This is a genomic window from Rhodanobacter sp. BL-MT-08 (genome assembly GCF_054161255.1).
Genome location: NZ_CP167872.1, coordinates 2,938,217 through 2,957,384, shown reverse-complemented (window position 1 = coordinate 2,957,384; position 19,168 = coordinate 2,938,217). Strand labels below are relative to the sequence as shown.

Annotated in this window: 16 protein-coding genes and 1 tRNA gene; 8 read left to right on the top strand and 9 right to left on the bottom strand. The window is 63.5% G+C overall.

Annotated features, from left to right (window positions below):
• Nucleotides 1-4 precede the first annotated feature (4 nt).
• Both ACDK93_RS13155 and ACDK93_RS13150 read right to left on the bottom strand, forming a co-directional pair.
• The gene (locus ACDK93_RS13155; protein WP_458069210.1) at nt 5-901 is read right to left on the bottom strand and encodes a fructose bisphosphate aldolase; all 897 of its coding nucleotides are present in this window, start codon (nt 899-901) and stop codon (nt 5-7) included.
• A 401-nt stretch (nt 902-1,302) separates the two neighbouring features.
• Nucleotides 1,303-1,377: transfer RNA gene (locus tag ACDK93_RS13150), tRNA-Val, on the bottom strand.
• Nucleotides 1,378-1,531: 154 nt separating this feature from the next.
• On the opposite strand from ACDK93_RS13150, the gene ACDK93_RS13145 reads away from it, so the two are divergent.
• Nucleotides 1,532-1,873 carry a lipid-A-disaccharide synthase N-terminal domain-containing protein gene (locus ACDK93_RS13145; RefSeq protein WP_458069209.1) on the top strand — a complete coding sequence of 114 codons (342 nt, stop codon included), beginning with the start codon at nt 1,532-1,534 and terminating at the stop codon, nt 1,871-1,873.
• 43 nt (nt 1,874-1,916) lie between these two features.
• Here the strand turns inward: ACDK93_RS13145 and metH are convergent, their stop codons facing one another.
• The 3 genes from metH to ACDK93_RS13130 all read right to left on the bottom strand — a co-directional run bounded on the left by metH (nt 1,917) and on the right by ACDK93_RS13130 (nt 6,713).
• Nucleotides 1,917-4,613: a methionine synthase gene (metH, locus tag ACDK93_RS13140; RefSeq protein WP_458069207.1), complete on the bottom strand. Its 2,697-nt coding sequence runs from the start codon at nt 4,611-4,613 to the stop codon at nt 1,917-1,919.
• On the bottom strand, nt 4,614-5,714 hold the full coding sequence (locus ACDK93_RS13135) for a homocysteine S-methyltransferase family protein (RefSeq protein ID WP_458069205.1): 1,101 nt from the start codon (nt 5,712-5,714) through the stop codon (nt 4,614-4,616). It abuts the gene before it with no gap.
• A gap of 69 nt (nt 5,715-5,783) precedes the next feature.
• Entirely contained in the window at nt 5,784-6,713 is a 930-nt protein-coding gene (locus ACDK93_RS13130; RefSeq protein WP_458069203.1) for an ArsR/SmtB family transcription factor, read from the bottom strand.
• A gap of 233 nt (nt 6,714-6,946) precedes the next feature.
• Between ACDK93_RS13130 and ACDK93_RS13125 the strand changes: the two genes are divergently transcribed.
• Nucleotides 6,947-8,143, top strand: coding sequence for an acyl-CoA dehydrogenase family protein (locus ACDK93_RS13125; RefSeq protein WP_458072458.1), 1,197 nt, complete (start codon nt 6,947-6,949; stop codon nt 8,141-8,143).
• A gap of 320 nt (nt 8,144-8,463) precedes the next feature.
• On the opposite strand, the gene ACDK93_RS13120 is transcribed toward ACDK93_RS13125, so the two are convergent.
• Both ACDK93_RS13120 and ACDK93_RS13115 read right to left on the bottom strand, forming a co-directional pair.
• Nucleotides 8,464-8,898 (bottom strand): FKBP-type peptidyl-prolyl cis-trans isomerase, encoded by a 435-nt coding sequence (locus tag ACDK93_RS13120; RefSeq protein WP_458069201.1) that lies wholly within the window; start codon nt 8,896-8,898, stop codon nt 8,464-8,466.
• A gap of 113 nt (nt 8,899-9,011) precedes the next feature.
• Nucleotides 9,012-9,569, bottom strand: coding sequence for a YaeQ family protein (locus ACDK93_RS13115; RefSeq protein ID WP_458072456.1), 558 nt, complete (start codon nt 9,567-9,569; stop codon nt 9,012-9,014).
• A gap of 79 nt (nt 9,570-9,648) precedes the next feature.
• Here ACDK93_RS13115 and ACDK93_RS13110 point away from each other — a divergent pair, with 79 nt between their 5' ends.
• The 4 genes from ACDK93_RS13110 (at nt 9,649) to ACDK93_RS13095 (ending at nt 16,297) form a co-directional block, all read left to right on the top strand.
• Nucleotides 9,649-10,539 (top strand): pseudouridine synthase, encoded by an 891-nt coding sequence (locus ACDK93_RS13110; RefSeq protein WP_458069200.1) that lies wholly within the window; start codon nt 9,649-9,651, stop codon nt 10,537-10,539.
• Between the two features lie 109 nt (nt 10,540-10,648).
• On the top strand, nt 10,649-12,676 hold the full coding sequence (locus ACDK93_RS13105) for an OPT family oligopeptide transporter (protein WP_458069198.1): 2,028 nt from the start codon (nt 10,649-10,651) through the stop codon (nt 12,674-12,676).
• 136 nt (nt 12,677-12,812) lie between these two features.
• The gene (mprF, locus tag ACDK93_RS13100; protein WP_458069196.1) at nt 12,813-15,479 is read left to right on the top strand and encodes a bifunctional lysylphosphatidylglycerol flippase/synthetase MprF; all 2,667 of its coding nucleotides are present in this window, start codon (nt 12,813-12,815) and stop codon (nt 15,477-15,479) included.
• A gap of 11 nt (nt 15,480-15,490) precedes the next feature.
• Complete coding sequence (locus ACDK93_RS13095) at nt 15,491-16,297, top strand: AcvB/VirJ family lysyl-phosphatidylglycerol hydrolase (protein WP_458069194.1); 807 nt, start codon at nt 15,491-15,493, stop codon at nt 16,295-16,297.
• A 36-nt stretch (nt 16,298-16,333) separates the two neighbouring features.
• Here ACDK93_RS13095 and ACDK93_RS13090 read toward each other — a convergent pair whose 3' ends face one another.
• The gene (locus ACDK93_RS13090) at nt 16,334-16,804 is read right to left on the bottom strand and encodes a hypothetical protein (RefSeq protein ID WP_458069192.1); all 471 of its coding nucleotides are present in this window, start codon (nt 16,802-16,804) and stop codon (nt 16,334-16,336) included.
• Between the two features lie 158 nt (nt 16,805-16,962).
• Here ACDK93_RS13090 and ACDK93_RS13085 point away from each other — a divergent pair, with 158 nt between their 5' ends.
• Nucleotides 16,963-18,033, top strand: coding sequence for a methyltransferase (locus tag ACDK93_RS13085; protein WP_458069190.1), 1,071 nt, complete (start codon nt 16,963-16,965; stop codon nt 18,031-18,033).
• A 13-nt stretch (nt 18,034-18,046) separates the two neighbouring features.
• Nucleotides 18,047-18,751, top strand: a complete 705-nt coding sequence (locus ACDK93_RS13080) for a pseudouridine synthase (RefSeq protein ID WP_458069188.1) — start codon at nt 18,047-18,049, stop codon at nt 18,749-18,751.
• 23 nt (nt 18,752-18,774) lie between these two features.
• On the opposite strand, the gene ACDK93_RS13075 is transcribed toward ACDK93_RS13080, so the two are convergent.
• Nucleotides 18,775-19,107 (bottom strand): YkgJ family cysteine cluster protein, encoded by a 333-nt coding sequence (locus tag ACDK93_RS13075; protein ID WP_458069186.1) that lies wholly within the window; start codon nt 19,105-19,107, stop codon nt 18,775-18,777.
• Nucleotides 19,108-19,168: the final 61 nt, after the last annotated feature.

Genomic DNA, 19,168 nt, shown 5'->3' with positions numbered 1-19,168 from the left:
CGCATCAGGCCTTGTCGACCGACGCCGCATAGATTTCGTCTATTGCTTCGGCCAGCGCAGCGTCGAACTCGCTATCGCTCATGGATTTCTTCAGATCGTTGATCAGCGCGCGCGAGAAGCTGGCGATCATGCCGTGGTTCTCGGCGAGTTTCTGACAGGCTTCGGTGCGCGAATAGCCGCCGGAAAGCGCCACCACGCGAAGGACCCGCGGGTGCTCGATCAGCGGACGATAAAAATCGGCCACGCTCGGTATCGTCAGCTTGAGCATCACGCGGCTGCTTTCCGGCAGCGCATCCAGACCCTTCAGCAGTTCATCGCGCAGGATCGACTCCGCGCCAGCCTTGTCCGGGCTCTTGATCGACACCTCCGGCTCCAGGATCGGCACCAGCCCGTGCGCCACGATCTGCTGGCCGATCTCGAGCTGCTGCTTGGCAATCGCCGCGATGCCTTCCTTCGAGGCGAGGTTGATCACCGAACGCATCTTGGTGCCGAAGATGCCCAGCTTCACCGCGCGCGACAGCAGGTCGTCCAGCCCGGGGATAGGCTTCATCAGCTGCACGCCGTCGGCTTCGGTCTCCAAGCCTTTGTCGACCTTGAGAAACGGCACGACCCCGCGGTCTTCCCACAAAAACGTCGGCACCGGCTTGCTCTCGGCCTGACCGCCCATGGTGGCTTCAAACAGAATCGCGCCGATGATCTTGTCACCCGTAAACGTCGGCGCCGTCATGATGCGCACCCGCATGGCGTGTATCAGCTGGAACATCTCGGCATCGCCGCTGTAGTCGCTGTCGGCGACCCCGTAGTGCCGCAACGCCCCCGGCGTCGAACCACCGCTCTGATCCAGCGCCGCAAAAAAACCCGGCTTTTCAGCAATCTGTTTCAACATCTTTTCATTGGCCACGGATAGTTCTCCTTTCAAAAAGCACAGCGATCAATGCCAGACACGTCAAGCAACTGGCTAGACAGGTAGCACAACTGGCAGTAAAGGCCCAATCTAGACAGTCAATAGTTTTTTTAGCGCGATGCGGCAACGGGGCTTACCAATGCAAAACTGCTGAGGAAATTAGCATGTTGCGTCGCCTACGTTGCCGAAAGCACACGGCAGTCGATAGCTCGATATGAGATTGAGCCACGTGGTTTCGATTTCAGCCGAGCCGATACATCAGGTTCCTGACTCGCCCATGGCTTTTGCGGTCTGTTTGCTGGATAGGCATTTGCAGTCGCTCGAATTTGAGGTTCCATATCAGCATCCATACAACGAAAAAGGCCACCCAGTGAGGTGGCCTAAGTCGTTAAATCTAGTGGTGGGCGATGCAAGGATCGAACTTGCGACACCTGCCGTGTGAAGGCAGTGCTCTACCGCTGAGCTAATCGCCCGCCGAGAGCGCGCAAATATACGGGGAGCGGGGCGCCGGGTCAATCGTTGGCTTGCTGGCGCCAGCTTAAGCCGCCGGGCTGCGGGCTTGCGATGGGGCATCCGATCGCTTCGAGGGTTGGTAAACTGCCGCGCTTGACTGACGAGGCGGCCCCGATGGAATTCCTGCAGCACGAGCTCAACCATATTGTCGCGGCGCTGCACGGCTTTGAGATTACGCCGTGGAAACTGGTCGGCCTGATCGGTTCGCTGATGTTTACCAGCCGCTGGTTTGTGCAGATGTACTACACGCGCAAGCTGAAGCGGGTGGTGATGCCCCTGTCGTTCTGGTGGCTGTCGGTGATCGGCAGCGCGCTGCTGTTGAGCTACTTCATCGTCGGCAAGAACGACTCGGTCGGCATTCTGTCGAACTTTTTCCCGGCGTTTGTCTCGGTGTACAACCTGGTTGTGCATATGCGCGAGGTCAAGCGCCGCAACGTGGTCGAAAGCGAAGTCTGATCCCAGGCCGCACTTCACCGCGTTATCGCCCACGCCGGATCGCTTACTCGACCTCATAGCCGAGGTACGGCGCCAGCCAGCGTTCGGCCACGTCGCGCGACCAGCCCTTGCGCTTGGCATAGTCCTCGACCTGATCGCGGCTGAGCTTGCCGACCACGAAATACTGGCTCTGCGGATGCGAGAAGTACCAGCCGGATACCGCCGCCGTTGGGTGCATGGCGAAGCTTTCGGTCAGCTCGATGGTGGTGTGTTCGGTGGCGTCGAGCAGTTCGAACAGCGTGGCCTTTTCCGAATGCTCGGGGCAGGCCGGATAGCCGGGAGCGGGGCGGATGCCGCGGTATTTTTCGGCGATCAGGTCGTCGTTGGCCAGCGTCTCGTCGGGCTGATAGCCCCAGAACTCCTTGCGTACGCGCTCGTGTAACCGCTCGGCGAAGGCCTCAGCCAGGCGATCGGCCAGGGCCTTGAGCATGATCGAGGAGTAGTCGTCGTGGTCGGCCTCGAAGCGGGCCACGTGCGGCTCGATGCCGATGCCGGTGGTGACGGCAAAGCCGCCGACCCAATCCTTGACGCCGCTGTCCTTGGGCGCGATGAAATCGGCGAGGCAGAAGTCCGGGCGGTCGGCGGGTTTTTCCACCTGCTGGCGCAGATGGCGCAGCGTGGCCAGAGGTTTGGCCTTCGGCGCGGCGTCGACCGCGTAGACCTCGATGTCGTCGCCGATGTTCGCCGCCGGCCAGAAGCCGATCACGCCCTTGGCGGTGAGCCAGCGCTCGGCGATCAGCGTGTCGAGCATGCGGTTGGCGTCGGCGTAGAGCTCGCGCGCCTGCGCGCCGACAATCTCATCGTCGAGGATGGCGGGAAATTTGCCAGCCAGCTCCCACGCGTTGAAGAACGGCAGCCAGTCGATGTACTGGCGCAGCTCGGCAAGGTCGTAATCGTCGAATACGGTGATGCCCTGCGTCTTCGGTACCGGCGGCGCGTAGGCCTTCCAGTCGTCGGTGAAGCGCTGCGCGCGTGCCTTGGCCAGCGGCACCAGCTGCTTGCCGGGGCCGCGGTCCTTGTGCCGCTCGCGCACGTCGGCGTATTCGAGGCGGATCTTGGCGATGAACTCTTCGACCAGATCCTTGCTCACCAGCGACTGCGCCACGCCGACGGCGCGCGAGGCGTCCTTCACCCATACGGTGGGCGACTTGTAGTGCGGCTCGATCTTCAGCGCAGTGTGCGCACGCGAGGTGGTCGCGCCGCCGATCATCAGCGGGATATGAAAGTTCTGCCGCTGCATTTCGCGCGCGACCTGGCTCATTTCTTCCAGCGACGGCGTGATCAGGCCGGACAGGCCAATGATGTCGGCGTTCTCGGCGATGGCCGCTTCCAGAATTTTCTGCGCCGGCACCATCACGCCCAGATCGATCACTTCGAAGTTGTTGCAGCGAAGCACCACGGCGACGATGTTCTTTCCGATGTCGTGCACGTCACCCTTGACCGTGGCCATGATGATCTTGCCGTTGTTCTTGCCCATGTCGCCGGTGCGCAGCTTTTCTTCTTCGATGAAGGGCAGCAGGTAGGCCACGGCTTTTTTCATCACGCGGGCGGACTTGACCACCTGGGGCAGAAACATCTTGCCGGCGCCGAACAGGTCGCCGACCACGTTCATGCCGTCCATCAGCGGGCCTTCGATCACGTCGAGCGGGCGCGAGGACAGCTGGCGCGCTTCTTCGGTGTCTTCGACCACGTATTGGTCAATGCCGTGGACCAATGCGTGGCTGAGCCGTTCGCGCACGGGTATTTCGCGCCAGGCGATCGTTTCGACCGCGGCCTCGCCTTTTTTCTTGCGGTAGTTGTCGGCGATTTCGAGCAAACGCTCGGTGGAATCGTCGCGGCGGTTAAGCACCACATCCTCGACCCGCTCGCGCAGCTCGGGATCGAGGTTGTCGTAGATCGCCAGCGAGCCGGCGTTGACGATGCCCATGTCCATGCCGGCCTTGATGGCGTGGTACAGGAACACCGAGTGGATCGCCTCGCGCACGGTGTCGTTGCCGCGAAACGAAAACGACACGTTGGAGACGCCGCCGGAGATATGGCAGTCGGGGAAGCGCTTTTTCAGCTCGCGCGTGGCTTCGATGAAATCCACCGCGTAGTTGTTGTGCTCCTCGATGCCAGTGGCCACGGCAAAGATGTTCGGATCGAAGATGATGTCTTCCGGCGGAAAGTCGAGCTCGCGCGTCAGCAGCTCGTAAGCGCGCGAGCAGATCTCGACCTTGCGTGCGCAGGTGTCGGCCTGGCCCTGCTCGTCGAACGCCATCACCACGGCGGCGGCGCCGTACTGCTGCACCTTGCGCGCGTACTCGAGAAACTGCGCCTCGCCTTCCTTCATCGAGATCGAGTTGACGATGCCCTTGCCCTGCAGGCAGCGCAGGCCGGCCTCGATCACCGTCCACTTGGACGAGTCGATCATGAAGGGCACGCGCGCGATGTCGGGCTCGGAGGAAATCAGATTGACGAAGCGGGTCATCGCCGCTTCGGAGTCGATCAGGCCCTCGTCCATATTGATGTCGATGATCTGCGCGCCGTTCTCGACCTGCTGGCGCGCCACGTCGATCGCCTCGTCGTAGCGCTCCTCCTTGATCAGCTTCTTGAACTGCGCCGAGCCCGTGACATTGGTGCGCTCGCCCACGTTGACGAACAGCAGCTCGGGCGTGAGGACCAGCGGTTCCAGGCCGGACAGGCGGGTGTATCGCCTCACTTACGCGGCCTCCGCATGCGCGGCGGACGGGATCACGCGCGGCGCGCAGTCGCGCACGGCTTCGGCAATCGCCTTGATGTGCGCCGGCGTGGTGCCGCAGCAGCCGCCAACCAGATTGAGCAGCCCATCGCGCGCAAAGCCGCCGATCACCCCGGCCATGTGCTCGGGCGATTCGTCGTACTCGCCAAACGCATTCGGCAGACCGGCGTTCGGGTGCGTGCTGACGAAACTCTGCGCGATATTGGAGAGCGTCTGCACGTGCGGGCGCAGATCTTCCGCACCAAGCGCGCAGTTGAAGCCGACCGACAGCGGCCGCGCGTGCGCGACCGAGTAGTAGAACGCTTCGGCCGTTTGCCCCGACAGGGTGCGGCCGGAGCGGTCGGTGATGGTGCCGGAGATCATCACCGGCACGCGCGCGCCGCGCTTGTGGAACAGCTCGCTCAGCGCAAACAGCGCGGCCTTGGCATTGAGCGTGTCGAAGATGGTTTCGACCATGATCACGTCGGCGCCGCCGTCGATGAGGCCGTTGGCGGACTCGGTGTAGTTTTCGCCCAGCTCCTCGAACGTGACGTTGCGATAGCCGGGGTCGTTGACGTCCGGCGACAGCGATGCGGTGCGGCTGGTCGGGCCCAGTACGCCGATGACGAAGCGCGGTTTGTCGGGCGTCTTTGCCGTCATGTCGTCGCAGGCGGCGCGCGCCAGTCGTGCGCCTTCGAGGTTCAGTTCGTAGGCCAGATGCTGCAGGCCGTAGTCGGCCTGGCTGACGCGGGTGGAGTTGAAGGTGTTGGTTTCGACCAGGTCGGCGCCGGCCTCAAGATAGGCCGTGTGCACGCCGCGGATGATGTCGGGCCTGGTCAGCGTCAGCAGGTCGTTGTTGCCTTTCAGATCACAGCTGCCGGCGTGTTCGTGGGCATGGCCTTCATCGGCTTTCGCGTGGCCGTCGTGGCCGTGTTCGAAGCGGTCGCCGCGGAAGCTGCTTTCGTCCAGCTCGTGTGCCTGCAGCATCGTGCCCATGCCGCCGTCGAGGATCAGGATGCGCTGATGCAGCGCCTGTTCCAGCAGGGCAACGCGGTCGGGGTGTAGCCAGGGCAGGGCGCTCATGGTGGTGATTCCTTTGCTTGCTTCGCGCGTCGCGCAGCGGTGTTCAACATGGTGTTGGCAGCGATCGGTTCAATGCGGTTTTCGCGCCAGCAGGCTGATCACTTCGAAGTGCGGCGCCTTGCGCTCGCGGCTGATCTGATGACAGCTGATGACGTCCAGCCCCGCGCTGCTGGCCAGCTCGCGCAGCTGGTCGCCGGAAAAGCCGAGATTGCGATGATCGAAGGGCTCGACCGCGGTGCGGTGATCGTGCTGGCCCAGCGTCACCGCCAGCAGGCGACCGCCGGCGCGCAGCACGCGCGACGCCTCGGCGACGGCCCTGGCCGGGTTTTCGGCGTAGGTGAGCGCATGCAGCATCAAGACCAGATCGAAGCGCTGCTCACCCAGCTCCAGCGCCTGCATGTCGCCCCGGATCACCTGCACGTTGGCGAACGCGCGCAGCCGCTTCGCCGCGGCATCGACCACGCGCTCGCTGGAATCCACGCAGGTGATCGACCTGGCGTGCGGCGCCAGCAGCTCGGCGGTGATGCCGTCACCCGAGGCGATGTCCAGCACGTCGCCGGTTTCCAGCAGCTGCAGCAGTGAGCGGGCCAGGGTTTCCCAGGTGCGGCCGGGTGAGTAGTGGCGCTCCATGTCGCCGGCGACCGTGTCGGCCCAGCCTTCGGTGCCCGCGCGCTGCGCCAGCACGCCCGGCAGGCGCTCTGTGTCTTCGCGCAGCAGGGCGTCGTCGATGCTCTGGCGCAGGGAATCGAGCAGCTTGCGCTGCGCCTCTTCGCCTTCGCTGTTGGCGCGGTAATACGCCGACACGCCGGCGCGGCGATCGCGCACCAGCCCGGCCTCCTTCAGTTTGGCCAGGTGGGTGGACACGCGCGGCTGGGCGAGATGCAGCACGGCGGCCAGTTCGGCCACCGTCAGCTCCTCGTATTCGAGCAGCGCCAGCAGGCGAACACGGGTGGGATCCGCGAGCAAGCGCAGCACGCTGGAAGCACTGGCCAGATCCATCGAGCATCCTTTTATCGCGATAAAGAGATGACAAGGCTAGGCGCGGTTTGCCGGGGCGTCAAGCGTCGGGACAAAGCGCGGGCCCGCTGCGTTCAGTCCGGCGCGCGTGCGACAAGATGCTGCGCCTGCTGGCGGCGTCCGCGTCGGCCATTCGGCCGTACGTTTGCGTGGCCCACATCATGGCGAGCGCCGATGCTGCGTTCGCACAAGCGGGTTTGAACGCGCCGGCTACAATGACCGGCTGCCACTCTCACTGCGGAGCTTTTTCGATGGATTTCAGCTTTACCGAAGATCAGTTGTCGATCCAGTCGATCGCCCGCGATTTTGCGCAAAAGCGCATCGCGCCGGTGGCCGCCGAATTCGACGCCAGGGGCGAGTTTCCCCTGGAGAACATCCGCGAGATGGGCAAACTCGGCCTGATGGGCATCGAGGTGCCCGAGGAATACGGCGGCGCGGCGATGGACACCATCGCCTACGTGCTGGCGATGATCGAGATCGCCGCGGCCGATGCGGCCACTTCCACCATCATGTCGGTCAACAACTCGCTGTTCTGCAACGCCATCCTCAAGCACGGCACGGAAGAGCAGAAGCAGACCTACGTGCGCGCTATCGCCACCGGCGAGGCGATCGGTGCGTATGCGCTGACCGAGCCGCAGTCGGGCTCCGATGCGTCGGCCATGCACACCCGCGCGACCATGAACGCGCAGGGCGACTGGGTCATCAACGGCAAGAAGAGCTGGATCACCTCCGGCCCGGTGGCCCGCTACATTTTGCTGTTCGCCATCACCACGCCGGGCGTGGGCGCGCGCGGGGTATCGGCTTTCATCATCGATACCAAGCTGGCGGGCTTTCATGCGGGCAAGAGCGAGCCGAAGCTGGGCATTCGCGCTTCGGCCACTTGCGAGATCGAGTTCCACGACTACGTCTGCCCGCAGGAGAATCTGCTGGGCGAAGCGGGCAAGGGCTTTTCGATCGCCATGGGCGTGCTCGACGCGGGGCGCATCGGTATCGCTTCGCAGGCGATCGGCATCTCCCGCGCGGCGTACGAGGCGACCCTGCAGTGGGCGCGGGATCGCAAGGCTTTTGGCGCGCCGATTGGCACGTTCCAGATGACCCAGTCGAAGATCGCCGACATGAAATGCAAGCTCGACACGTCGATGCTGCTGACCCTGCGCGCCGCGTGGCAGAAGGGCGAGGCCGACAAGACCGGCGGCCGCTTTGGCACCGAAGCGGCGGTCGCCAAGCTCACCGCATCGGAAGCGGCGATGTGGATTACCCATCAGGCCGTGCAGATCCATGGCGGCATGGGGTATTCGAAAGAGATGCCGCTGGAGCGCTACTTCCGCGATGCCAAGATCACCGAGATTTACGAGGGCACCAGCGAGATCCAGCGCATGGTGATCGCGCGGGCGGAGACGGGCTTGCGCTGACGAGCGCCGCCAAACGGTGCAAGCATTCGCCAGGCGTTCGCGAACACCGCATCGGCGCCGAGTCGTCCAACACCTCCTGCATCGCACGGCGCTGACGGCGCGTGCCATCGCTGTATCGTCTTGAAGCTTGTGGCGCGAGCAAGGAGGGCTAGTAGCCGCCCGCGACTACGTGCGTAAAATCATGCGCGACGAAACGTGCGGCACGGGACCCAAGGCATTTGACAGTGAAGCACTGGCCGATCTGAAGTGACTTGATCCAACGTTGAACAGTAATTTTGCTTTTCCGCTCCATGGCCACGGTGTCACCGTCAACCCCAAACTCAAGGTGTCACGTTCAACAGTTCCACATCGAACACCAGCGAGGCGCCGGGCGGAATGGCATCGCCCGCTCCGTTGTCGCCGTAGCCGAGCGAGGCGGGAATCAGCAGGGTGCGTTTGCCGCCGACGCGCATGCCGGCGACGCCCTGGTCCCAACCTTCGATGACCTTGCCTTCGCCAAGGGTGAAGGTGAACGGTGTGCCGGTGTCGAGCGAGCTGTCGAACTTGCTGCCGTGGTGGTCCTTGGCGTTTTGGTCGTAGAGCCAGCCGGTGTAGTGCACAACCACGTCCTTGCCGTTCATCGCTACCTTGCCCGTGCCGACCTTCGTATCGATCACGGTGAGCTTTTGCACTTCGCCTTGGGCATGCGCCTGCGGAGAAACGCTGCAGGCGGTAACGATGAACATGGCGAGCAGGGGCAGCAGCAACCAGCGCATGGCTTGATTCCTTGGGTCAGGTGGTTTGATGAGAGCGATGCGGCAGGGAAAGGCTGCATCGGCGCGCCATTGTTCTTGAAAACGCGGCGACGCGAAAGTCGCCCGCAGCTGGCTCAGCCGACCGTTTCGGGAACGCCCATGCGCTGTATCGGATCGATCGTCACCGACTCGGCGTCGTTCATCAGCTGCAGCTGGCTGTCCTGGATCAGTGCCTGCAGACGCATGCCACGCTGGAGCAGGGGCAGCAGTTCGGTCACGGTGGCGGCAGGAATATCGAGCACGGTGAGGTTCTTGTGGCGCGCCAGCGAGGCGCCGACCTTGCTCCACCAGATTTCGGCCGTGTTGCCGCCATAGTTGATCACCACCACTTGCCGCGAGCGGCCGCAGGCCTTGCGGATGCGCGCTTCGTCGGGCTGGCCCAGTTCGATCCACAGCTCGATCTCGTCGGTGTAGTCCTTGCGCCACAGCGCCGGCTCGTCCTCGTCGCTGACGCCCTTGCCGAACTCCAGCCGATCCTCCGCGTAAAGGGCAAAGGCGAGCAGCCGCACCATCAGCCGCTCTTCGGTTTCCGACGGGTGGCGCGCCAGGGTCAACGCATGAGTGGCGTAGTAGTGCCGATCCATGTCGCTGATCTGCAGTTCGACTTTGTAGATGGTGGCGTTGAGTGCCATGAGCATGACCGTCGGAGGTATCCCGTCCATTCTACGCCTCCGGGCCGTACGGGGTGCGTGCTTTACACTGCCGGTCGCCATGTCCCCACCCGCCGCCGCTTTTTTCCGTGATGCCGAAGCCAGCACGGCGCATTTGCCCGCCGGGCCATGGCTGACCGTGCTCGATGGTCTGTGTGCCACGTTTGCCGCCGTCAGCCGCGAACAGTGGCTTGATCGGATGGCACGCGGTCGCGTGCTGGATGCGCGAGGCGAGCCGATCAGTCCGACTGCACCCTATCCGCGGCCAGGGCTGCGCGTGCACTACTACCGTGAGGTAGTCGATGAAGTGCCAATCCCGTTTCTTGAAAACCTGCTGCACGTCGACGAGCATCTCGTGGTGGCGGACAAACCGCATTTCCTTCCGGTGATACCCAGCGGTGGTTTCGTCGAGCAGACACTGCTGCGACGGCTGATGCGCCGGCTGGACAACCCCGATCTGGTGCCGCTGCATCGCATCGACCGTGCCACCGCGGGCCTGGTTTTGTTTTCGGCGAATCGCGCCACTCGTTCGGCCTATCAGGCGCTGTTTCAGCAGCAGCGCATTGAAAAGCGCTACGAAGCGCTGGCGCTGCCGTTGCCCGAGCGGGCTTTTCCACTGACGCGACGCACGCGGCTGATGCGTGGTGAACCGTTTTTCCGCACGCAGGAAGTCGAAGGCGAGCCGAACAGCGAGACGCGTATCGAAGTGATGGAGCGCAGCGATGAGTACTGGCGTTACGCGCTCCACCCAGTCACCGGAAAGAAGCATCAGCTGCGCGTGCATATGGCGGCGCTGGGTGCGCCGATTCTCAACGATCCGTGGTATCCGATGTTGACTGAGCGGAATGTCGATGATTACCAGCGGCCGCTGAAGCTGCTGGCAAAGGATCTGACGTTCTTCGATCCGCTATCCGGTGAGCGGCGCGAGTTCGAGAGTCGCCTACGCTTGTAAATGTGTATTGCGAATCGCGTACGACCGGCGGCTTTCGACCTCGAAACAACCGCGGCGGGTCATTCCACGCTATCTTTCCCCGCAGCATCCGTCCGGGGGAGATTCATTCGTGAGTGCACAACTGCCGTCCAGCGCCGAGTCGCGCAAAGAGTTGACGATACGAGGCGTGATCATCGGTGTGGTCATCACCGTGGTTTTCACCGCCGCCAATGTGTTCTTTGGCCTCAAGGCCGGCCTCACCTTTGCCACGTCGATTCCGGCGGCGGTGATTTCGATGGCGGTGCTGCGCTATTTCAAGGGTGCCACGCTGCAGGAAAACAACATCGTGCAGACCGTCGCGTCTGCGGCGGGCACCCTTTCGTCGATCATCTTCGTGCTGCCGGGTCTGATTTTGATCGGCTGGTGGACGGGCTTCAATTACTGGACCTCGTTCGCGATCTGCGCGCTGGGCGGCATCCTCGGTGTGATGTATTCCATTCCGCTACGTCGCGCCCTGGTGACCAATTCCGATTTGCCGTATCCCGAAGGTGTGGCGTGCGCCGAAGTCCTGAAGGTGGGTGCGGGCGGGACGGATGGCGTCAGCGAAGCCGCCGCGGCGGCATCGAACCGTGCAGGTTTGCTGGCTGTGCTGTGGGGCTCCATTGTTTCTGCCGTGTTTGCAGTGATCGTGGCGACGCGCGTTTTTGCCGGCGACGTGGTGCATTATTTTCGCGTCGGTGGCGACAGGGGCGGCGTAACCGGTTTCGACTTTTTCCTCTCGTTTGCGCTGTTCGGCATCGGACACTTGGTCGGCCTGTGGGTCGGTGTGGCGATGCTCGTCGGCGCGCTGATTGGCTGGGGCTGGGGTGTGCCGCACTTTTCCGCGATGGCGCCGGTGGTCGGCTCGATTGCGGATCTTGCCGGTGCCACGTGGAGTCACAAGGTGCGCTTTGTCGGCGCAGGCACGATTGGCGTTGCCGCTATCTGGACGCTGGCCAAACTGGTTAAGCCCGTCATCAGCGGGCTGTCGTCGGCCATGGCCGCCTCGCGCGCACGCGGCGCTGAGAATGCCGGCCTGATGCCGCGCACCGAGCAGGATATTCCGATCGGCCAGGTCGGCCTGATCTCGCTGGCGTGTCTGTTACCGATTGGCTGGCTGATCACGACCTTTGCCGCCACGGCCGGTCACGGCCTTGGAGAACACACGGTCGCCCTGGTCATCGGCGGACTTCTTTTTGTCGTGCTGATGAGTTTTTTCGTGTCCGCGGTATGCGGCTACATGGCCGGTCTGATCGGTTCATCGAACAGTCCGCTCTCCGGCGTTGGAATTATCGTGGTCATCAGTGCGGCGCTGCTGCTGGTGTTTGGCCTGCGTTCGATGCTGCCGGCGGATAGTGAGAAGGCGCTGGTGGCATTCGCGCTGTTCATCACCTCGATCGTTTTTGCCGCCGCCGCCATTGCCAACAACAACCTGCAGGATCTGAAGACGGGCCAGCTGGTCGATGCCACCCCGTCGAAGCAGCAGTGGGCGCTGGTGATTGGCGTGATCGCCGGCGCGGCGATCATTCCGCCCATCCTGGACCTGCTCAATCATGCGTACGGGTTCGTCGGCGCACCGGGTCCGCAGCGGGCCAACGCGCTGGCCGCACCGCAGGCCGGGTTGATCTCGGCACTCGCGCAGGGCGTGATCCAGAACAATATCGACTGGGGTTTGATCAAGATCGGCGGCGTCATCGGCGTCGTGACGATTGCCGTCGACGAGACGCTGCGCCGCACGACCAAGTCAGCGCATCTGTCGCCGCTTGCCGTGGGCCTGGGCATTTACCTGCCAACACAGAGCACCTTGATGGTTGTGGTCGGTGCGGTGGCCGGCTGGTGGTTCGACCGCCGTGCGGATCGCACCTCGAAAGATCCGGAGTCGACCAAGCAGCTTGGGGTCCTGCTGGCCTCGGGCATGATTGTGGGCGAGGGCCTGCTTGGTGTGGTGATCGCCGCCTTCGTGGCGCTCTCGGGCAAAGATTACCCGCTGGCCATTGTGAGCGACGCGTTCGCCAGCGGCCCGGCGCTGTGGATTGGCGGTGCCGCGTTTGCTGCGGTGATGGTGCTGCTTTATCGATGGGTCGGGCGATTGGGCCAGGGCGCTATTTCCCCCCACTGAGCAAACGAAGCACCCGATATGGCGGAACCTGCGGCATTCGACCCGGCGCCATGCGGCGCCTGCCAACAGGTTGTTCACGACCTGACGTAGCCCAGGCTTTACACTACGCAGCTATACAGAGGGAGTTCGTCGTCGCGTGAAGCCACAGGGCCTGAAGCCAACAGACGCGCAGCCAAAAGACGTGCAGGAAAAGGTCGAGCCGGCATTGAGCGCCGAGCAGGTGCTGGCGCCGCCGAGCCAGCGCATGGTGCTGTTGCGCCGGCTGGCCGGACCGCTGTTTTCGGTGGCCATGCTGTGCCTGGCGCTGTGGGCGCTGCATCTGCTGGCCAAAGAGGTGGATTACCACCAGGTGCGCAAGTACGTGAACCGGCTGTCGCGCGGACGGCTGCTGCTGGCGGCGCTGTTCACCGCGCTGGGCTACGGCGTGATGACGCTGTACGACCGCTACGCGCTGGTGTCGATCGGCCGCAAGCTGTCATGGCGCCGCGTCACCCTGATTTCCTTCATCAGCTACGCCTTCAGCAATGCGGTGGGCATGGCGCTGCTGGTGTCAGGTTCGATCCGGTACCGTTTTTACATACAGAACGGATTGACCACCGCCGAGGTGGGCCGGATCGTGCTTTTCTGCACCACCAGCTTCTGGCTCGGCCTGCTGGCGCTCACCGGCGTAACCCTGCTGTGCATCCCGCTGCCACTGGATTTTCAGCTGGCTCCGCTGCGCACGATGGCGCAGCTGCGCATTCCCATTGCGCTGGCGCTGACCGCGGTGCCGCTGCTGTGGCTGGCCGGCGGGTTGCTGCGTCGACCGCTGCGCATTTTTAACCTGCGCATCAATATGCCGTCGGTCGCGACCGGGTTCAGGCAGATCCTGATCGGTGCGCTGGACTGGGGCCTCGCCGCAGCGGTGCTGTACATCCTGATGCCGGACCAGCTCAACAACGGCTTCGGGCACTTTCTGGCAATTTTCGTAATTGCGCAGATCGCCGGCCTGATCAGCCACGTACCCGGTGGCCTGGGCGTGTTCGAGGCGATCATGCTGGCCGGCTTCGGTGCCACCGGCAATCTGGCGCTGACGGCGCCGATTCTTGGCGCGCTGGTGGTGTTCCGGGTGATCTACTACCTGCTGCCGCTGTGTGGCGCCATCGTGCTGGTACTGCAGCGGGAGGCGCGCGGCATCCGGCAGAAGTCGCTGCTGTCGCCGTGGTTCACCGGCTTGCTGCCGTCGTTCTTTGCCGGGCTGACCCTCGTCTCCGGCGCGGTGCTGCTGTTTTCCGGCGCCACCCGCGCGCTGCCGAACCGCATGCAGCTGCTGCGTGAAGTGCTGCCGCTGTCCGTGCTGGAAGTGTCGCATCTGCTCGCCAGCGTGATAGGCATGCTGCTGCTGATCCTGGCGCGCGGGCTGCAGCGCCGCCTCGATGCCGCCTATGTGCTGACGCTGATTCTGCTGGTGGCCGGCGCGATTTTCTCGCTGCTCAAGGGCATCGACTACGAAGAGGCGACCCTGCTGACGCTGCTGGCGATGGCGCTGGCGCCGGCGCATCACCTTTTTTATCGGCGCGCGTCGCTGTTCAGCACGACGTTTTCGCTGGGCTGGATTCTGGCGATTCTGGCCATTCTGACCTGCGCCGTGTGGCTGGTGACCTTCAGCTTCAAGCACGTCGATTACAGCAACAGCCTGTGGTGGGAATTCAGCTTCCACGAGGGCGGCGCGCCGCGCGCGCTGCGTGCGCTGGTGGCGGCCGCAGCGGCCGGCATGCTGTTTGCCGTCGCCAGCCTGATCAAGCCGCTGAAGCTGCATCGCGAGCCGCCGACCGAGGCCGAGCTGGCGCAGGCGCTGCCGCTGATCAAGCAGTTTCCGTCAGCGCAGGCGCATCTGGCGCTGATGGGGGACAAGACCCTGCTGTTCGACGCCGCGCATACGGCCTTCGTGATGTACGACATCGAGGGCCGCAGCTGGGTCACGATGGGCGATCCGGTCGGCGCCGACGATGACGTGCGGCGCGAGCTGGTCTGGGCGTTTCTGGAACAGTGCGAGCGCGGCGGCGGCTGGCCGGTGTTCTATCAGGTCAGTCCCGCCGATCTCGATCTGTATCTCGAAGTCGGCATGAACCTGCTGAAGATCGGCGAAGAGGCTCGCGTGCGGCTGGACGGCTTCAATCTCGACGGCAAGTCGAAGAAGGTGCTGCGCAACACGGTCAACAAGCTGAGTCGGGAAGGACTGCGCCTGGAAATCATTCCGGCCGAATCCGTCGCCGCGCTGCTGCCGCAGATCAAGCAGGTGTCCGATGCCTGGATGGGCGACAAGCGCGGGCGAGAGAAGCGCTTCTCGCTGGGCGCGTTCGATCCGCGCTATCTGGTGCGCACACCGATGGCTCTGGTCTGGCAGAACGACAAACTGGTGGCGTTTGCCAACCTGTTTCTCACCGATACGCACGAAGAAGCATCGGTGGATCTGATGCGCTTTCTGCCCGACGGTCCACCCGGCATCATGGATTATCTTTTCGTTGAGCTGATGCAGTGGGCCAAGGCCCAGGGCTATCGCTGGTTCAACCTCGGCATGGCGCCGCTGGCCGGCCTGCAAAACCGGCGGCAGGCGCCGCTGTGGAACCGCTTCGGCGCGCTGGTCTTCGGCCGCGGCGAGCGCTTCTACAATTTCCGCGGGTTGCAGCGCTACAAGGACAAGTTCGATCCGGAATGGGAGCCGCGCTATATGGCGGTGCCCGGCGGCATCGCCTTGCCCATGATTCTGACCAACGTCGCCAGCCTAATCGCTGGTGGCCTCACAGGTGTGGTACGTCGATGAAAGGCCGGCCGATGAAACACAAAAAGCTTGTTGCGCTGGCCATCGTGGTCGTAGTGGTGGCGGTTGTGCTGCTCATCTGGCAGCCGTTCGCCCGCGTCAGCCTGGAGAGCGTCAGCGTGCCGATGACGGTGAGCAGCTTCAGCTCGCCGCCGCCGGCCGGCAAGAGCGACGTGATGGCGATCATTTATTCCGGCGACGGCGGCTGGGCTGACCTCGATCGCCGCCTCGGCATCGCCTTCATCGACCGCGGCATTCCCGTGCTGGGCGTCAACACCTTCAAGTACTACTGGCGCAATCGCACGGCCGACGAATCCGCCGCCGAGCTCGACGCGCTGATGACCAAATACGCCACGGCGTGGAACAAACCGCGTATCTGGCTGATCGGTTATTCCTTCGGCGCCGACCTGCTGCCCACGCTGATCAACAAACTCAGCCCTGCGAACCGTGCACGTATCACTCAGCTCGTGCTGCTGGCGCCGAGCAAGGAGATCAATTTTGAAATTGAACTCCAGGGTTACATGATCAAGCAGGGCTGGTTGCAGGACCACTTCAAGTCGTTGATGGAAAGCATCAACCCCATCAAGGAATACGACGCCATGCCGCCGCTGCAGGCGCTCGACAACAAGTCGCCGGTGGTTTGCTACTACGGCCTGGACGACGCCGACGACACCGTATGCACCGAGCCCAACGTGCCCAAGTGGATCGTCATGCATCCGAAGAAGGGCGACCATCACTTCGACGGCGGCTACCAGCCGCTGGCCAAGCAGATGCTTGACGAACTGCCGGCGTCATCGGCGTCTGCCGCAGCTAGCCATTAACTTGACGCAGTGTTCGGAGTTGCCGCCGGGCGTCGCTCAGTTCTCCGGCCGTTCCTCTGCTCTGCGTCGCGTGGCCGAGATGGCCCGCGCGACCACCAGGGCGAGAAACGCGCTGACCACCAGCGAGAGTTCCAGACCGTAAGCCCACCACTGGCGTGACAGCGCCAGCGATACCGGCATGTGTTCGGCCAGCGGTATAAGCACATAGATCGTGAGCACGATGCCTGCAAGGTAAAACAGCGCCGATCGCGCGGTGGGCACAGCGAACGAGCAATACGCGGCCAGCAGCGCACCAAAGGTGATCACGCCCGCGCCCAGACCATAGACGACGACGGCGTCCCATAAAAACAGCCCGATCTCGAATGCTGCGCGCGAACGCAAGCCGAGAAAAATTCCGCGCGGAGCCGAAAACGCTGCCGTGTAGGCGAGCGTGTGAACTACCACAAGCCCAACCGCGACGCCGAGCAAACCGCAAAACAGGGAGTGGCTGCGCAGTGTTTTCGGCATGAGCGAGTGTGTCCACGAACAAGGTGGCGTAGCGCTCATTGAATACCAGCCGTTGCCGCAGCGAAAGCGCTGCTGTTGACGCAGGTTCAGCCCCTCATTTCGATGACCGGCCCGATAGCCAAGTACAATGGCGGCTCGTTTTACTGCCAAGAAATCCTGTGACGGCTGCCGGTGTGTTCGCAGCGCCGCCCGATGCGGCGCTGGATGCGTTGTTCTTTCCTTTCGAGTCGGCCCAACTTCGCCTGCCGGCGGACGGGCGCGTACTTTTTTTGAACGCGCGCGCGGGCGTGCGGCTGCGCGAGATGGCGTCGAAAAGCTGGCTCTGCCAGCAGAGCTTTATGCCGTTTGCGGACGAACTGGCGCGCAACGGCTTTGCCGTTGGCGAGCCCGCGCAGGGCGAGCAATTTGACCTGGTCATGGTGTTACCGCCACGCCAGCGCGACGAATCGCGCGCGCTGTTCGCGCGCGCTTTGCAGCATCTCGCGCCTGGCGGCACGCTGTTGGCGAGCATGCCCAATACGGAAGGCGCCAAGTCAGGCGAAGCCGATCTGTCCAAGCTGGCCCGTGCCGTGCAGCACCTTTCCAAGCACAAATGCCGAGTCTTCTGGAGCACGCCCGCGAGCGCCGATATCGATCAGCCGCTGCGAGACGAATGGCAGGCCCTGGATGCACCGCGCGAGATGATGGACGGCTATATCAGTCGGCCCGGATTGTTCGCCTGGAATCGCATTGATCGCGCCTCGGCACTGCTGGCGTCGCATCTGCCTGCCAGCCTGCACGGTCGCGTGGCCGATCTGGGCGCGGGATACGGCTATCTGGCAACGCAGCTGATCGCGCGCTGTCCCGGCGTGACGGTTCTGGATCTGTACGAGGCCGAGGCGCGTGCGCTGGAGCCGGCGCGGATCAATCTGGATCGCGCCTGTCGCGCCAGCGGGCATGCCCCGGAAGTAGCCGTCCACTGGCATGACGTTACGCGCGGTCTGCGGCAGACCTACGATGCGATCGTCAGCAATCCGCCGTTTCATCAGGGGCGCGCCGATCTGCCGGCGCTGGGTCAGGCGTTCATTACCAGCGCGGCGGAGGCGCTGCAGCCGGACGGCTGTTTGTGGCTGGTGGCCAATCGCCACCTGCCGTACGAGGGGCTGCTGACCCGGCGTTTTCGCGAGATGCGCGTCGTGGTACTGGAAGAGGGTTTCAAGGTGATCGAAGCAAGCGGAGTGCGGCAATGAAACGGGTCAAGCCATGAAGTTAGTCAAACTGATCGCCAATCTGGGCTACGGCAGCCGCAAGGACGTCGCGCAGATGTTTCGCGCCGGGCGCATCACCGACCTCGCGGGCGAGGTGCTGTACGCCGACGACGTCGTGCCACATGAAACCATCCGCATCGACGATGAGCCGATCGATCCGCCGGTGGGTCTGGTGCTGATGATGAACAAGCCGCTCGGCGTGACCTGCTCGCGCAAGGATCCGGGGCGGGTGGTCTACGATCTGCTGCCACCGCGCTACAACGTGCGCACGCCGGCGCTGTCCAGCGTGGGTCGACTGGATCGCGATACCACCGGACTGCTGCTGTTTACTGACGACGGCGCGCTGCTGCATCGGATCATTTCGCCCAAGGCCCAGGTCGCCAAGGTGTATGAGGCGACGCTGGCGCAGGATTTGCGCGGCGACGAAGGCGAGCTGTTCGCCAGCGGCACGATGATGCTGGAGTCGGAAAAAGAGCCGCTGGCGCCTGCTTCGTTGGAAGTGCTCGGGCCGCGCCACGCGCGTCTGACCGTGACCGAAGGCCGCTATCACCAGGTGCGTCGGATGTTTGCCGCGGCCGGCAACCACGTCGAAACCCTGCAGCGCGTTTCAGTGGGTGGACTCACGTTGGGTGACTTGCCGCTGGGCGAATGGCGTGCCATCGATGCGGCAGAAGCTGCAAGGATTTTCGATCCCGCGTGATTAGCGGCGGCGGTCTAATGCCTTTAGATCAGATTGACGAGGGTCGGCACGGGCTCGCCGTACCACTTCTGCCGCTCATCCTGACAGCTTGGGCTGCCCATCGCGTACTTGCGACAGATCGACGGTCGCTCGTCGTAGATCGTGCAGCGCGAGGTGTTGGGATCCACCGCGGCACACCAGCCGTCGTCGCCTTTTGCCAGCGTTTCCATGCCGTGCAGATCGCGATCGATCAGCCATTCGGGCACGTGATCCTCAGGCATCAGTACCACGGTGAGGCGGCAGCAGATGGCTTCGCAGGACGTGCAGCGGATGCTGGGATCGATGCTTTCCGCGTAGGGTTTGGCGAGGCTGTTCACACGTCAGCATGACAGCATCGCTCGCGGCGGATATGAACCGGGGCGTTTCAACGCGCCGCTA

Bases quoted from the DNA above. Each gene is read 5' to 3' on its own strand.
- ACDK93_RS13145 (WP_458069209.1), top strand. From the start codon at position 1,532: ATGGAATTCCTGCAGCACGAGCTCAACCATATTGTCGCGGCGCTGCAC.
- ACDK93_RS13135 (WP_458069205.1), bottom strand. From the start codon at position 5,714: ATGAGCGCCCTGCCCTGGCTACACCCCGACCGCGTTGCCCTGCTGGAA.
- ACDK93_RS13130 (WP_458069203.1), bottom strand. From the start codon at position 6,713: ATGGATCTGGCCAGTGCTTCCAGCGTGCTGCGCTTGCTCGCGGATCCC.
- ACDK93_RS13125 (WP_458072458.1), top strand. From the start codon at position 6,947: ATGACCGGCTGCCACTCTCACTGCGGAGCTTTTTCGATGGATTTCAGC.
- ACDK93_RS13120 (WP_458069201.1), bottom strand. From the start codon at position 8,898: ATGCGCTGGTTGCTGCTGCCCCTGCTCGCCATGTTCATCGTTACCGCC.
- ACDK93_RS13115 (WP_458072456.1), bottom strand. From the start codon at position 9,569: ATGGCACTCAACGCCACCATCTACAAAGTCGAACTGCAGATCAGCGAC.
- ACDK93_RS13110 (WP_458069200.1), top strand. From the start codon at position 9,649: ATGTCCCCACCCGCCGCCGCTTTTTTCCGTGATGCCGAAGCCAGCACG.
- ACDK93_RS13095 (WP_458069194.1), top strand. From the start codon at position 15,491: ATGAAACACAAAAAGCTTGTTGCGCTGGCCATCGTGGTCGTAGTGGTG.
- ACDK93_RS13090 (WP_458069192.1), bottom strand. From the start codon at position 16,804: ATGCCGAAAACACTGCGCAGCCACTCCCTGTTTTGCGGTTTGCTCGGC.
- ACDK93_RS13080 (WP_458069188.1), top strand. From the start codon at position 18,047: ATGAAGTTAGTCAAACTGATCGCCAATCTGGGCTACGGCAGCCGCAAG.